General features: G+C 67.4%; 14 protein-coding genes and 2 tRNA genes. 9 read left to right on the top strand and 7 right to left on the bottom strand.

Annotation, left to right across the window (positions count from 1 at the left end; translation table 11 throughout):
• Positions 1 to 13: 13 nt before the first annotated feature.
• Both GBRO_RS16005 and GBRO_RS16000 read left to right on the top strand, forming a co-directional pair.
• A tRNA-Gln gene (locus GBRO_RS16005) sits at positions 14 to 85 on the top strand.
• A 68-nt stretch (positions 86 to 153) separates the two neighbouring features.
• Positions 154 to 226: transfer RNA gene (locus GBRO_RS16000), tRNA-Glu, on the top strand.
• Between the two features lie 66 nt (positions 227 to 292).
• Here the strand turns inward: GBRO_RS16000 and GBRO_RS15995 are convergent.
• Positions 293 to 793 (bottom strand): PPOX class F420-dependent oxidoreductase, encoded by a 501-nt coding sequence (locus tag GBRO_RS15995; protein ID WP_012834938.1) that lies wholly within the window; start codon positions 791 to 793, stop codon positions 293 to 295.
• Between the two features lie 42 nt (positions 794 to 835).
• Positions 836 to 1,570 (bottom strand): IclR family transcriptional regulator, encoded by a 735-nt coding sequence (locus GBRO_RS15990; RefSeq protein ID WP_012834937.1) that lies wholly within the window; start codon positions 1,568 to 1,570, stop codon positions 836 to 838.
• A gap of 139 nt (positions 1,571 to 1,709) precedes the next feature.
• Here GBRO_RS15990 and leuC point away from each other — a divergent pair, with 139 nt between their 5' ends.
• The 3 genes from leuC to GBRO_RS15975 all read left to right on the top strand — a co-directional run bounded on the left by leuC (position 1,710) and on the right by GBRO_RS15975 (position 4,551).
• A complete protein-coding gene (gene leuC, locus GBRO_RS15985; RefSeq protein WP_012834936.1) occupies positions 1,710 to 3,143 on the top strand; it encodes a 3-isopropylmalate dehydratase large subunit in 1,434 nt (477 codons plus the stop codon).
• Between the two features lie 55 nt (positions 3,144 to 3,198).
• The gene (gene leuD, locus GBRO_RS15980) at positions 3,199 to 3,792 is read left to right on the top strand and encodes a 3-isopropylmalate dehydratase small subunit (RefSeq protein ID WP_012834935.1); all 594 of its coding nucleotides are present in this window, start codon (positions 3,199 to 3,201) and stop codon (positions 3,790 to 3,792) included.
• A gap of 177 nt (positions 3,793 to 3,969) precedes the next feature.
• Positions 3,970 to 4,551, top strand: a complete 582-nt coding sequence (locus GBRO_RS15975) for an HU family DNA-binding protein (protein WP_012834934.1) — start codon at positions 3,970 to 3,972, stop codon at positions 4,549 to 4,551.
• Positions 4,552 to 4,672: 121 nt separating this feature from the next.
• Here GBRO_RS15975 and GBRO_RS15970 read toward each other — a convergent pair whose 3' ends face one another.
• From GBRO_RS15970 to cofC, 3 genes are all read right to left on the bottom strand, one after another.
• On the bottom strand, positions 4,673 to 5,581 hold the full coding sequence (locus GBRO_RS15970; RefSeq protein WP_012834933.1) for an NUDIX hydrolase: 909 nt from the start codon (positions 5,579 to 5,581) through the stop codon (positions 4,673 to 4,675).
• 90 nt (positions 5,582 to 5,671) lie between these two features.
• Complete coding sequence (locus tag GBRO_RS15965; RefSeq protein WP_012834932.1) at positions 5,672 to 7,885, bottom strand: RNA degradosome polyphosphate kinase; 2,214 nt, start codon at positions 7,883 to 7,885, stop codon at positions 5,672 to 5,674.
• Between the two features lie 82 nt (positions 7,886 to 7,967).
• Positions 7,968 to 8,711 carry a 2-phospho-L-lactate guanylyltransferase gene (gene cofC, locus GBRO_RS15960; RefSeq protein ID WP_012834931.1) on the bottom strand — a complete coding sequence of 248 codons (744 nt, stop codon included), beginning with the start codon at positions 8,709 to 8,711 and terminating at the stop codon, positions 7,968 to 7,970.
• A gap of 147 nt (positions 8,712 to 8,858) precedes the next feature.
• Between cofC and GBRO_RS15955 the strand changes: the two genes are divergently transcribed.
• Positions 8,859 to 9,866, top strand: a complete 1,008-nt coding sequence (locus GBRO_RS15955; protein ID WP_041919940.1) for an NAD(P)H-dependent glycerol-3-phosphate dehydrogenase — start codon at positions 8,859 to 8,861, stop codon at positions 9,864 to 9,866.
• 4 nt (positions 9,867 to 9,870) lie between these two features.
• Here GBRO_RS15955 and GBRO_RS15950 read toward each other — a convergent pair whose 3' ends face one another.
• Both GBRO_RS15950 and GBRO_RS15945 read right to left on the bottom strand, forming a co-directional pair.
• Positions 9,871 to 10,500: a DUF3515 domain-containing protein gene (locus GBRO_RS15950; RefSeq protein ID WP_012834929.1), complete on the bottom strand. Its 630-nt coding sequence runs from the start codon at positions 10,498 to 10,500 to the stop codon at positions 9,871 to 9,873.
• A gap of 211 nt (positions 10,501 to 10,711) precedes the next feature.
• The gene (locus GBRO_RS15945) at positions 10,712 to 10,957 is read right to left on the bottom strand and encodes an Lrp/AsnC ligand binding domain-containing protein (protein ID WP_041919939.1); all 246 of its coding nucleotides are present in this window, start codon (positions 10,955 to 10,957) and stop codon (positions 10,712 to 10,714) included.
• 163 nt (positions 10,958 to 11,120) lie between these two features.
• Here GBRO_RS15945 and thiL point away from each other — a divergent pair, with 163 nt between their 5' ends.
• Genes thiL through GBRO_RS15930 form a run of 3 tightly spaced genes read left to right on the top strand, consistent with a single transcriptional unit; the run spans position 11,121 to position 13,425 of the window.
• A complete protein-coding gene (gene thiL, locus GBRO_RS15940) occupies positions 11,121 to 12,206 on the top strand; it encodes a thiamine-phosphate kinase (RefSeq protein WP_012834927.1) in 1,086 nt (361 codons plus the stop codon).
• Between the two features lie 8 nt (positions 12,207 to 12,214).
• Complete coding sequence (locus GBRO_RS15935) at positions 12,215 to 12,739, top strand: gamma carbonic anhydrase family protein (RefSeq protein WP_012834926.1); 525 nt, start codon at positions 12,215 to 12,217, stop codon at positions 12,737 to 12,739.
• Positions 12,736 to 13,425: a uracil-DNA glycosylase gene (locus GBRO_RS15930; protein ID WP_012834925.1), complete on the top strand. Its 690-nt coding sequence runs from the start codon at positions 12,736 to 12,738 to the stop codon at positions 13,423 to 13,425. The genes GBRO_RS15935 and GBRO_RS15930 overlap by 4 nt, the downstream gene beginning before the upstream one ends.
• Positions 13,426 to 13,430 lie beyond the last annotated feature (5 nt).

Genomic DNA, 13,430 nt, shown 5'->3' with positions numbered 1-13,430 from the left:
GAGGTCAAAACCTTGGGGTATGGTGTAATTGGCAACACAGCTGATTCTGGTTCAGCCATTCTAGGTTCGAGTCCTGGTACCCCAGCGAACTACACGCGGTGAGCACCGGGTAAGGTCTCATCGCACAGCAGTTCACAAGAACGAAAGTTCCTTGGCCCCGTCGTCTAGCGGCCTAGGACGCCGCCCTCTCAAGGCGGTAGCGCGGGTTCGAATCCCGTCGGGGCTACAACATGAAGCGCCCTCTCCGAGATGATCGGGGAGGGCGCTTCGCGTTCGGTCGTCGACCCCGAACTCAGCCGAGGTACTCGGCGGTGGAACCGGCCACCGGCATCTCCGGGATACCCAGCTTGCGGTGATCCCACGAGCGGGTCCGTGACGGCACCACCCGCACCGCGACGCGTTTGTGCATCATCTGCTCGACGAACGGTTTGGATTCCTCGGTGTAGGGGGCGGTGTAGCGCTCCCACACGCTGATCCCCACCTTGAGGCAGGAGTCGGGATCGTCGAGGATCTCGGCCGTGCCCTCGATGGCGACGCCGCGCAGGGTGTCATAGGTGTCACCGTCCTCGATGAGGATCGAGCATCGGGCGTTGCGCCGGAGATTGACCGCCTTCTGTGATTTAGCCTTGGTCTCGAACCAGATCTCGCCGTCGATGATCCCGTACCACATGGCGACCAGGTGGATTCCGCCGTCGCGTCCGGTGGTGGCGAGCGTGGCGGTCCGGCTGCGCTCGACGAACTCGGTGATCTCGGCTTCGGACATGACGATCTGGCTGCGCTGATTGACTCCCATGTCGTGACGTTATCGAAAGACCAGTGACCTGGCACACCCCGGTCAGGCCCGAGAACTCCGCAGCCGCTTGTGGATTGCGTCGGCGGCGGCCAGCAGATCGGCGGCCCACCGCGCGCCGGGGCGCCGGCCCATCCGGTCGATGGGGCCCGACACCGAGATCGCCGCGACCACGTCACCGTTGGCGTCGCGCACGGGTGCCGACACGCTGGCAACCCCAGCGGCACGTTCGCCTGCGCTCTGCGCCCAGCCCCGACGACGGATCTCATGCAGGGCGCGTTCGCTGAACACGCTGTCGTGCAACAGGGCTCGCTGGGTCGGCGGATCGGTCCAGGCGAGCAGGACCTTGGCCGCCGAGCCCGCACTCATCGGGAAGCGGGTGCCCACCGGCACCGTGTCGCGCAGCCCGGTGGGTGGTTCCATCGCGGCCACGCAGACCCGCTCGGCGCCCTCGCGCCGGTACACCTGCACTGATTCTCCGGTGATGTCGCGCAGACGCGGCAACACCATCAGCGCCGCTTCGGTCACGGGATCGTGCGCGGACGCGGCGAGTTCACCGAGAGCCGGCCCCGGCTGCCAGCGTCCGGTGGCGTCGCGTGCGAGCAGCCGGTGGGTCTCGAGCCCGACAGCGAGACGGTGCGCGGTTGCCCGGGGCAGACCGGTATGGGCACACAACTCGGTGAGATTGCGTGGCGCGGCTGCGATCGCGTGCAGAACGGCGACCGATTTGTCGAGCACACCGATTCCGCTGCTGACCACGGATGCGCTATCATTTCCCATAGGTCGATACTAGCAATCCAAATACTGAGATGCACACTTTTGCTGCCGATCGGGTCCGGATGGGAAGATCGACCGGCAATCGTGGACAGCCCCGCGATTGACGAGAAGCCGGAAATTCACGAGACAGACGAGTGCAGCCATGAGTAACAGCACAGCAAAGCCACGGACTCTTGCCGAGAAGGTGTGGGAGGACCACGTCGTGGTGCCCGGTGAGGCCGACGCCTCCGGCGCGCAGAACCCCGACCTCATCTACATCGATCTCCATCTCGTGCACGAGGTCACCAGTCCGCAGGCATTCGAGGGCCTGCGCCTCGCGGGCCGGCCGGTCCGCCGCCCGGATCTGACGATTGCCACCGAGGACCACAACGTCCCGACCCTCGACATCTTCTCACCGATCGCCGACGAGGTGTCGCGCACACAGGTCGAGACCTTGCGTCGCAACTGCGCGGAGTTCGGAATCCGGCTGCACCCCATGGGTGATGCCGAGCAGGGCATCGTGCACGTGGTGGGTCCGCAGCTCGGTCTCACCCAGCCGGGCATGACGGTCGTGTGCGGTGACAGCCACACCTCCACGCACGGCGCCTTCGGCGCGCTGGCGATGGGTATCGGCACCTCCGAGGTCGAACACGTCCTGGCGACGCAGACGCTTTCGTTGCGCCCGTTCAAGACGATGGCCATCACCGTCGACGGCGAACTGCCCTCCGGTGTCACGAGCAAGGACCTGATCCTGGCCGTCATCGCCAAGATCGGGACCGGTGGCGGGCAGGGTTATGTCCTCGAGTACCGCGGTCCGGCCATCGAGAAGCTCTCGATGGAAGCGCGAATGACCATCTGCAACATGTCGATCGAGGCCGGGGCACGTGCCGGGATGATCGCGCCCGATCAGGTCACCTATGACTTCCTGAAGGGTCGCCCCAACGCTCCGACGGGGGCCGATTGGGATGCCGCAGTGCAGTATTGGGACAGCCTGCGCACCGATCCGGGAGCCGAGTTCGACGCCGAGGTGCACATCGATGCGTCCGCGCTGACGCCGTTCGTCACCTGGGGAACCAACCCCGGCCAGGGTGCGCCACTCGGCGCGGTGGTGCCCGACCCGGCGGACATGGGTGACGAGAACGCGTCCACCGCCGCCTCGAAGGCGTTGGAGTACATGGATCTCACCCCCGGGATGCCGCTGCGCGACATCAAGGTCGACACCGTCTTCGTCGGTTCTTGTACCAACGGTCGTATCGAGGATCTGCGCGCCGTCGCCGAGATCCTCAAGGGCCGCAAGGTGGCCGAGGGCATGCGGATGCTGATCGTTCCGGGATCGATGCGTGTGCGGGCTCAGGCGGAGGACGAGGGACTCGGCGACATCTTCGAGCACGCGGGCGCCGAGTGGCGTCAGGCCGGTTGCTCGATGTGCCTGGGCATGAACCCCGACCAGCTGTCGCCGGGGGAACGATGCGCCTCCACCTCCAACCGCAACTTCGAAGGGCGACAGGGCAAAGGTGGGCGAACGCACCTCGTCTCGCCGGCGGTGGCCGCCGCCACTGCGGTCCGCGGCACCCTGTCCTCACCCGACGATCTGTGAACCGACGCAGATCGTCCGCTGACCCGTCCCTCACCGAAACCCCGAAGGTCCACTGATGCAACCATTCACCGAACACACCGGAATCGGCGTCCCGCTGCGCCGCAGCAACGTCGACACCGACCAGATCATCCCGGCCGTCTACCTGAAGCGCGTGACGCGCACCGGTTTTGAGGACGGACTCTTCGCCGGATGGCGTGCCGATCCGGACTTCATCCTCAACAACGAACCGTGGCGGCGCGGCTCGGTCCTGGTGGCCGGCCCTGACTTCGGAACCGGGTCGTCACGCGAACATGCCGTCTGGGCGCTGTCGGACTTCGGCTTTCGGGTCGTCATCTCCTCGCGCTTCGCCGACATCTTCCGCGGCAACGCCGGGAAGGCGGGTCTGGTGGCCGCGCAGGTGGAGCAGTCCGACGTCGAACTGCTCTGGAAGCGACTCGAGGAGCAGCCGGGGCTGGAAGTCACGGTGAGCCTTGTGGATAAGACCGTCACGGCCGCAGACCTCGTGGTGCCGTTGGCAATTGATGACTACACGAGGTGGCGTCTGCTGGAGGGTCTCGACGACATCGGGCTGACATTGCGCCAGGTAGAGGCGATTTCTGCGTACGAGTCGCAGCGGCCCGCCTGGAAACCGGTGACGTTGCCGGCCTGAGCCGCGGCCGCCCGGACACCCCGCGCCACTGTCTCGAGGAGATGGTGGATTCCACTACAGATTTCGCAACACGACCGTCTAATTGGCGTGGAAGATGGACGTTTTCGAATTCGACGTTTACCGTGTGGTGGTAGCTGGCCAGAAAAGCGTGGTCAGAACAGCTTGCGGAGGTAATCAATGAACAAGGCAGAGCTCATCGATGAGCTGACCAAGAAGCTCGACGCGGATCGCAAGACTGCGACCGAGGCAGTCGAGCTGATCGTCGACACGATCGTGCGGGCGGTGAACAAGGGTGAGAGCGTGACGATCACCGGGTTCGGCGTCTTCGAGAAGCGTCGTCGCGCACCGCGCGTGGCACGCAACCCGCGTACCGGTGAGACCGTGAAGGTCCGCGCCACATCGGTTCCGGCGTTCCGTCCGGGCGCACAGTTCAAGGCCGTCGTGGCCGGCAAGCAGAAGCTCGCCGCCACCGGTCCCGCGGTGAAGCGGGGCAGCGGCGCCACCTCCGCTCCGGCGAAGAAGGCGGCTCCGGCCAAGAAGACCGCGGCCAAGAAGGCGGCTCCGGCCAAGAAGACCGCGGCCAAGAAGGCTCCTGCCAAGACCACCGCAGCCAAGAAGGCGGCACCGGCCAAGAAGACCGCGGCCAAGAAGGCTGCGGCGAAGAAGGCCACCGCAGCCAAGAAGGCTCCGGCCAAGAAGGCGGCTCCCGCCAAGAAGACCGCGGCCAAGAAGGCTCCGGCCAAGCGCACCCGCCGCTGAGTTCCGATCCCGTTCAGCCCCCGGCGTCCTTCCCCCGCCGGGGGCTGAACTGTGTTCGGGGTGCGGTGATACGGGCTGGTGATTGGCGCCGTGGTGATTCGGGCTGTGTCGGTTCGCGGTGTCAGGGAACGAGAACCGTGGGCAGCGCACTCGCGATGTGATCGGCGGCAACGACGGTCCCGTCGTGCACCGAGAGCACCCACACGCTGCCCTTGCGATTGCGTGCCGCGGGCAGAGGGAACCCGTCGTGGTCGGACCACCAGTCCATCAGCGGCGGGATGACCTTGCCCTGGCTGCACACCGCGTGGACGGAACCGCTGTCCGCGGCGATCTCCCGAATCCGCTTGTGCGCACCGGACGGATCCGCGCGGTAGGCCTCCTCGGAGAGGGCCGGCTCGGATTCGATGTCGGTCCGCAGCGCGGCGGCCAGCGGTTCCAGGGTCTGTCGGCACCGCACACGGTCGGCGGCATGCAGTACCTGTGCCCCGAAGGCGCGCAGCAACCCCACGAGCGCCTCGGCCTGCGCGGTGCCCACCTTGTCGAGCGGACGCAGCCGATCGTCGCCACGGTAGCGCGACCGCTGACCCGCCTTGGCGTGCCGGACGAGCAGCAGCGTGTGCAGATCGGCTGGGAGCCGGGTGAACTCGCGCAGTATCTTGCGGTCCAGGGCGTAACTCAGATGTTGGGGTGCCTTGGTCACGTCGAGCCAACGGAGATCGTCGACCTCGTGATTGGCTTCGAATTCACCACCGACGGCCCGGGCCGACCAGTACCGGACATGCTTGCGCGCGTGGTCGAGGTCGTAGCTCACGTCGCGTAGATGGCGTCCCAGTCGAACCGAATACCCGGTCTCCTCGGCGATCTCGCGTACCGCGGTGTCGATGAGCGTTTCGCCCGACTCGCCCTTTCCCTTCGGCAGCGTCCAGTCGTCATAGCGGGGCCGGTGGACGATCCCGACCTCGACGCCGTCTGCGGTCGGTCGCCACAGGACGCCGCCTGCGGCCCACACGGTTTTCTCTGGCTTGGACATCGGGCGCGATTCTAGAGGGCCGAGGTTACGAGAAGGTGCCCGATCACGATGTCCCCGATCGCGATGTCCCCGATCACTATGTCACCGTCGCTATCCGACATCGGCGCGGCGACGGTTGCGCCGCATCATCTCTCGCTGATGGTCGCGCACGTCCTCACCGGCGGCCGGCGAGGCCACCCAGCTGCCGTCGGAGTTGAGGACCCAGCACCGGGTCCGTGGATCCAGAGCGGAGGCGAATATCTCGCCGAGTTCGGTGGTCAGGCGCTGGTCACGTACCTGCACCATGACCTCCACGCGGCGATCCAGATTGCGGTGCATCATGTCCGCACTGCCGATCCAATACTCGCTCTGCGCACCGAAATGCAGGATGCGGGAGTGCTCGAGGAACTGTCCGAGGATCGAACGCACCACGATGTTGTCGCTGACACCCTCCATACCCGGACGCAACGCACAGATCCCGCGGACCACGACCTCGACTGGGACACCGCTCTGGGATGCACGGTAGAGCGCGTCGATGACCTGCTCGTCGACGAGCGCATTGGCCTTGAGCTGCACCCGCGCGGACGTGTCTCCCGCACGGTGGAGTTCGATCTCGCGGTTGATGCGGCTGATGATGCCCGCCCGGATGCCGTGCGGCGCAACGAGGATGTTGCGGTACTCCTTCTTACGCGAGTACCCGGTGAGCGTGTTGAAGAGGTCGGTCAGGTCGGACCCGATGTCGGGCGAGGCGGTGAGCAGACCCACATCCTCGTACAGGCGCGCGGTTTTCGGGTTGTAGTTGCCGGTTCCGATGTGGCAGTAACGCTTGATCGTCGATCCCTCGCGGCGCACCACCAGACAGGTCTTGCAGTGCGTCTTCAGGCCGACGAGACCGTAGACCACGTGGACGCCCGCCTGCTCGAGCTGCCGCGCCCATTTGATGTTCGCCTGTTCGTCGAAGCGCGCCTTGATCTCCACGAGTGCCACAACCTGCTTGCCCGCCTCGGCGGCGTCGATGAGCGCGTTGACGATCGGGGAGTCGCCGGAGGTGCGATACAGGGTCTGTTTGATCGCGAGTACCTGTGGATCGGCGGCTGCCTGCTCGATGAAACGCTGCACGCTGGTGGAGAACGAGTCATAGGGATGATGCACCAGGACATCACCTTCGCGCAGCGTCGAGAACACGCTCTTGGGAGTCTCCCGCTCACCGAAGGCGGGATGGGTGGCCGGCACGAACGGCCGGTCCTTGAGGTGCGGACGGTCGAGCGCGTAGATCTCGAACAACGAGGACAGATCGAGCAGGCCCGGAACCTGGATCACATCGGCCGGATTCACGTCGAGCTCACGCAGCAGCAGTTCGAGCATGTGCTCGCTCATGTCGTCGGCCACCTCGAGCCGGACCGGAGATCCGAAGCGGCGTCGGGCAAGTTCGCGTTCGAGGGCCTGCAACAGGTCCTCGTCGCGGTCCTCCTCTACTTCGAAGTCGGCGTTCCGGGTGATCCGGAAGGCATGGTGCTCAACGATTTCCATGCCGGGGAACAGATGGTCCAGATTGGCCGCAATGAGGTTCTCCATGGGCAGGAAGACCGCGCTGCGATTCTGCTCGTTGCCGGCTTCGGTCGGCCGGGGCAGTAGCTGGTCGACCCGGACAAAACGATTCACGTTGTCGGGCACCTTCACCCGGGCGAAGTGCTCACCCGCCTCGCTCGCATCGCGCACGGTCACCGCGAGATTGAGTGACAGACCGCTGATGTAGGGGAAGGGGTGGGCCGGATCCACGGCGAGGGGGGTGAGGACCGGGAAGACCTGCTCGTGGAAGTACTCCACCATCCGGTCCTGCTGCTCGGGGCTCAGATCAGACCAGGACACGACGTGAATGTTGTTCTCCGCCAACGCCGGACGAACCGAGTCCATGAACACGCGGGCATGCCGGTCGGCGATGGTCTGGGTGCGGCCGGCGATCCGCAGCAGCTGCTCACGCGGGGACAGTCCGTCGGCCGAGCGCACCGACAGCCCGGTTTCGTCGCGACGTTTGAGGCCGGCCACCCGGACCATGAAGAACTCGTCGAGGTTCGACGCGAAGATCGCGAGGAACTTGGCGCGTTCGAGGAGTTGCATCGAGGTGTCCTCGGCCAGGGCGAGCACACGCGAATTGAAGTCGAGCCAGCTCAGTTCCCGATTGAGATAGCGGTCCTCGGGCAGGTCGGCCGACTCGTCGGGGACCAGCGTCGCGGCGGGCGGGGCACCAGGGATAGGGGTGGACAGTCGCGGCTCCGCCGTAGCGGGGGCCGAATCAGAGGCAGCGGAGTCGTCGGCGGGAGTCACCCGTCAATCATGACTCATGCGGGGGATCGGTGACACTCTCGGTCGGATCGCCCGGTCGGATCGCAGAGAACACCCCGAGCGCTCACCGGTGGGCGAGGACGGCTGCGGTGTCCGCGCCGAGGCCGAGTTCGGCGGCGGCGGCGAGGTCGTCGGAGGTGTCGACGTCGGTCCGCAGATCCGGCCAGCGAGTCCGTTCCGGATCGAGTTCGACGGCCCCGGCCTGACGATGCGCGGCGGCCGACCCGACGCCGAAGCGCGGTACCTCGGTGAGCGATGCGTGGCGCAGCAACAGGACGGTGCCGGAACCCTCGCGGTCGGCGAGCATCACTTGATCGATTCCGTCGCCGACGAGCCTGCCGGCCTCGGTGATGACCTCGCCGACACTCGCTCCAGTGGCCGCCGGCAGATCGGCCTGGATGAGCAGCACCCAGTGAGACGGCGGCCAGTTCCGGCGGACCAGTTCGGCCCCGTCGGCGAACGCCCGGTTCAGTCCGGCGATTCGTGACTCGGCCGGCCCGGCCGGAGCCTCGGGCAACCCGTGGACACCGCCGCGGCGAGCGGCTTGCAGAACCTCGTCGTCGGGGCTGACCACGATCACCCGGTCCACCCCCGCCGCACGCAACGCCGCGATCGTGTCGAGCAGCATGGCCAGCACCAGCGACCGGTGGGCCGTGCCGAGCTCATCGCCCCCGGCAATCTGACCGAGACTCGCGGCGAGCCGGGATTTCGCCTCGTGCAGACGCTTGACCGCGAGGACCGCGGCGACGGTGCCCGGCACGAGGGGCGACTCGTCAGCGCTGCGAGCGCGGACGACCGGATGTTCCATCCCACCATCATGGAACACGGGCGCATGGCGCGCGCCATGCCGGGTGGGCGATACCGCCCCGGTATCCGATCCGGGAAACTAGGGTGTGATCACCAGTACTGCGGTCACCGAGTACTGGTTCACCGACAAAGGGCGAGAGGCGCGGCTGTGAGTGCGGTTGTAATGGGTGCGGGCTCCTGGGGCACCGCCACGGCAAAGGTCCTGGTAGATGCGGGAACCGAGACGACGATCTGGGCGCGCCGCGCCGAGTTGGCCGACCAGATCAACACCGAGCACACCAACAACGACTATCTGTCCGGGATCACGCTGCCGGCCGGACTGCGCGCGTCGAACTCGTATGCCGAGCTGCTCGCGGAGGCGGACATCGTGGTGTGCGCCGTGCCGTCACAGTCGTTGCGGGACAATCTCGCCCGCTGGACCCCGCACCTTCGCCCGGACGCGACGCTGGTGTCCCTCGCGAAGGGTGTGGAGACCTCCAGTCTGATGCGGATGAGCGAGGTCATCGCCGAGGTCACCGGCTTCGGATCCGATCAGGTGGCGGTACTGACCGGACCCAATCTGGCGCGCGAGATCGCCGAGGGGCAACCCGCCGCCACCGTGATCGCGTGCGCCGACGAGGACCGTGCCAAGGAACTCCAGTCGTGTTTCGCCACCGGCTATTTCCGGCCGTACTCGAACACCGATGTGGTCGGCTGCGAGATCGGTGGTGCGGTCAAGAACGTCATCGCGCTGGCCTGCGGCATGGCCAGCGGCGTGGGATTCGGGCAGAACACGCTGGCCACCATCATCACCCGCGGTCTAGCGGAGACCATCCGGCTCGCGGTTGCGGTCGGCGCCAAGATCGAGACGCTGGCCGGACTGGCCGGCATCGGTGATCTGGTGGCGACCTGCTCGTCGCCGCTGTCACGGAACCGCACCTTCGGGGCGCACCTCGGGCAGGGGGCGACACTCGAGGAGGCACAGGAGGCGGCCAACGGCCAGGTGGCCGAGGGCGTCAAGTCATGTACCTCCGTGCGCGCCCTGGCGGAAAAGCATCAGGTCGACATGCCGCTCACCGACGCCGTCCACCAGGTGTGCCACTCGGGACTGTCGGTGAGCGACGCGGTCAGTTCGCTGTTGGGTCGCACCATCAAACCCGAGATCTATCGCGACTGACCGATCAGCGTGAGGGCCGTGGCCCGAATTCCAGCGGTGCGGGTTGCAGCGTCGTCGAGACCACACCGGTGATGTCGGTGATGGGGCCGTTGCCCGCATTCTGCGGAACCCACAGCGCGACATAGGGCCGGTGATCCACCGCCACATACGATTCGCCCGCACCCTCGACGGAGTCGACGATGAACCACTGCACGCCGTCGTTGCCGGTGGAGCCGGGCGGATAGATCGCCTGCAACCCGCTGGTCGGCGCGAGGTCGGTCGGTCGGGTCACCCCGCACCGCAGGGTCAGGTCGTCGCCGTCACCGGCGGCCGGCCAAACCGCGTTCTGGCCCCGAATCTCTTTGTCGCCGAAGCCATCGAAGTGTGTCGGTAGCGCCGCGAGGAACTTCTCGCAGGCCGGCGCAACGGCAGCATCGACGGGGTAGGACTCGACCGGCGTGCTGCTCTGATCGTCGGACCGCAGGGCGGCGTAGGCGATGAAGCCCACCAGCACCATCACCGGGATGGTGACCAGGGTGGCGATCAGCGCGGGACTCAGGCGAGGCCCCGACCCGTACCGATCGGCGGCGACGGGGGCCGTTTGATCTGTGCTGGTCTGGTCTGCGCTGTCGTCGGCCACAGATTCGTCGGCCACAGATTCGTCGGATGCCGTTGGGCTGGATGTGGTCGCCTTGGATGCGGCTGCGTCAGTGGTCGTCTTGTCCGACGCACTGGCGTCGGCCCTGTCGCCGGTGGCCCGGTCGTCGTCGGCGCTGTCGTCGGAACCTGCTGAACTCACGCGACCCAGGGTAGTGCCCGGGTTCGCACCGCCGATCGGCGCCACCCGCGCATGTCAGACGGCCGGTTCAGCGAGTGCTGGTCACCACCGGGCAGGTGAGAGTCCGGGTGATCCCGTCGACCTTCTGGATCTGCGGGAGCACATCGTCGGTGAGGTGGGAGGCGTCGGCGGCGTCCACGCGGACGATCACGTCGTAGGGTCCGCTGACCTCCTCGGACGAGGCGACCCCGGAGATCTCTGCGATGGTCGCCGCGGCCAGCGCCGCCCTCCCGACCTCGGTCTGGATCAGTATGTATGCCTGAACCACGGCCATCCTCTCCGTCACGGCACGTCGCCGGGTTGTCGATCCCGGCGCCAATGCCGACCCCGCCGGGACGTGACCGAGGGGCCAGCACACCGGGAGCCAATACACTGTGGCACACATTGTCACCGACAACCCCTTGCACGCGCGACTCAGAGAGACCGGGTGAACAGAAATGACGGCAGGTGCCGGTGACATCGACGACCCCGCGTTGCGGTCGGCGACGGTCGGTGCCATCGGCGAGCGCGCCATGATCGCCGCCTTCACCGCGCAGGCATCCGCGGCGGGACCGGCCCGCGACATCGTCATCGGCTCGGGGGACGATGCCGCCGTCGTCGACACGCGTGGTGCGACGGTGATCAGCACCGACACCGCGGTGGAGGGCCGGCATTTCCGATTCGACTGGTCGCGCGCCCGGGATGTGGGGGCGCGCGCCATCGTGCAGAGCGCGGCCGACATCGCCGCGATGGGCGGACGCACGACCGGGGTGGTGGTGTCCATCGCGGCCCCGCCGTCGACGCCGGTCGGGACGCTGCTCGATCTGAACGCCGGCATGGTGGACGCGACCCACCTGCTCGGGGCGCGGCTGCTCGGTGGCGACCTGGTCGCCGCCGGTCAGGTGGTGGTGAGCGTCACCGCGGTCGGTGCGATGGACGGCCGGGCACCGGTCGCGCTCGGCGGCGCGCGGCCGGGGGACGTCCTCGCGGTCAGCGGCCGGTTGGGTGCCTGTGCCGCGGGGCTGGCCGTCCTGTCGTCGGATCGCCCGGCAGATGTGGAGCGATGGCCGGATCTGGTTGCCGCACATCGAGTTCCGACTCCCGATCTGGCCCAGGGGCCGATTGCCGCGGCCCGTGGCGCGCATGCGATGACCGACATCTCCGATGGCCTCGTCGAAGAGCTGATCACCATGTCACAGGCGTCCGGAACCCAGATGTCGGTGGACAGTTCCCGGGTGCCACGCAGTGACCGGGTCACCGCGCTCGCGGCCGAGTGGGGCGTCGACGTCGCCGAATGGGTCCTCGCCGGTGGGGAGGACCACGAACTGCTCGGGGCCTTTGCCGCTGAGGACGTACCCGACGGGTGGACGGTGATCGGTGCGGTTCTGCCGGGCGGGGACAACACGGCAGGGGACGAACAAGGTGGGGATGTGCTGATCGACGGGCGTCCGCTGCACGGACCCGACGGTCCACGGCTGCGCGGCTGGGAGGGATTTGCCGGCGACACGACCGGCCGGAGGTGCAGGACCACACCGGGTGATTAGATCGTGGGATGGCGATCTATGCACTCGATGACCGCGTGCCCACGCTGGGCGCGGACACCTACGTCCATCCCGACGCCGTCGTCATCGGCGCGGTCACCCTGGCCGACGGGGTCTCGGTGTGGCCCGGTGCGGTCCTGCGCGGTGACTACGGAACGATCAGCGTCGGCGCCCGGACGAACATCCAGGACGGCACCGTGATCCACTGCACCCCGGTTGATCCGACGGTGATCGGTGCCGGCTGCGTGGTGGGACACAACGCCCACATCGAAGGCGCCACGATCGGGGACAACTGCCTGATCGCGTCGGGTTCGGTGGTGCTCAACGGGTCCACGGTCGGCGACGGCGCGATCGTCGGGGCGGGAGCGGTGGTGCCGTTCCGGTTCGCCGTGCCCGCGCGGCGGATGGCGCTCGGCGTCCCGGCGAAGATCCGGGAGGGTTTCGAGGTGAGTGACGGACACGTGGATCTCAACTGCGAGATGTACTTCCAGAACGCACAGCACTACCGCAGCGCCCTGCGCAGGATCGACGGATGAGCACGCCGGCCGGACCGCGACCGCTGTCGGAGATCATCGATCCCGGGTGGGCCGCCGCGCTCGCACCCGTGGAACCGACGGTGACCGAGCTCGGACAGTTTCTGCGGGCCGAGACGGCGGCAGGCCGCGGCTATCTCCCCGCGGGCAAACACGTACTGCGGGGCTTCACCCGTCCACTGGACGACGTGCGCGTGCTCATCGTCGGCCAGGACCCGTATCCCACGCCGGGGCACGCTGTGGGACTGAGCTTTTCGGTTGCCCCCGACGTCTCGCCGATACCGCGGTCGCTGGCCAACATCTACACCGAGTACTGCGCCGACCTCGGCTACCCGCGACCCTCCACCGGCGATCTCACGCCGTGGGCCGATGCCGGTGTGCTGCTGCTCAATCGGGTGCTGACCGTGACGCCCGGGCAGCCGGCGTCGCATCGCGGACGGGGCTGGGAACAGGTCACCGAGTGCGCGATCAACGCCCTCGTCGCCCGGGATGAACCACTCGTCGCCATCCTCTGGGGCCGGCATGCCGCCGAACTGCAGAAGCTGATGCCCGATGTGCCGGCGATCGTGTCGGCGCACCCGTCCCCGTTGTCGGCGTCGAAGGGCTTCTTCGGGTCGCGTCCGTTCAGCCGGGCCAACGAGGAACTCGCCGATCTCGGCGCCGATCCGGTGGACTGGCGTCTGCACTGACGACG

The organism is Gordonia bronchialis DSM 43247, assembly GCF_000024785.1.
Classification (GTDB): Bacteria; Actinomycetota; Actinomycetes; order Mycobacteriales; family Mycobacteriaceae; genus Gordonia; species Gordonia bronchialis.
Note: the sequence above shows the minus strand (reverse complement) of the source record. Positions and strands in the feature narration are given on the sequence as shown.

Coding starts and splice junctions, on each gene's coding strand:
- GBRO_RS15930 (WP_012834925.1), top strand. CDS start 12,736: ATGAGCACGCCGGCCGGACCGCGACCGCTGTCGGAGATCATCGATCCC.
- GBRO_RS15995 (WP_012834938.1), bottom strand. CDS start 793: ATGGGAGTCAATCAGCGCAGCCAGATCGTCATGTCCGAAGCCGAGATC.
- GBRO_RS15945 (WP_041919939.1), bottom strand. CDS start 10,957: ATGGCCGTGGTTCAGGCATACATACTGATCCAGACCGAGGTCGGGAGG.
- GBRO_RS15990 (WP_012834937.1), bottom strand. CDS start 1,570: ATGGGAAATGATAGCGCATCCGTGGTCAGCAGCGGAATCGGTGTGCTC.
- leuC (WP_012834936.1), top strand. CDS start 1,710: ATGAGTAACAGCACAGCAAAGCCACGGACTCTTGCCGAGAAGGTGTGG.
- cofC (WP_012834931.1), bottom strand. CDS start 8,711: ATGGAACATCCGGTCGTCCGCGCTCGCAGCGCTGACGAGTCGCCCCTC.
- GBRO_RS15935 (WP_012834926.1), top strand. CDS start 12,215: ATGGCGATCTATGCACTCGATGACCGCGTGCCCACGCTGGGCGCGGAC.
- thiL (WP_012834927.1), top strand. CDS start 11,121: ATGACGGCAGGTGCCGGTGACATCGACGACCCCGCGTTGCGGTCGGCG.
- GBRO_RS15975 (WP_012834934.1), top strand. CDS start 3,970: ATGAACAAGGCAGAGCTCATCGATGAGCTGACCAAGAAGCTCGACGCG.
- leuD (WP_012834935.1), top strand. CDS start 3,199: ATGCAACCATTCACCGAACACACCGGAATCGGCGTCCCGCTGCGCCGC.
- GBRO_RS15970 (WP_012834933.1), bottom strand. CDS start 5,581: ATGTCCAAGCCAGAGAAAACCGTGTGGGCCGCAGGCGGCGTCCTGTGG.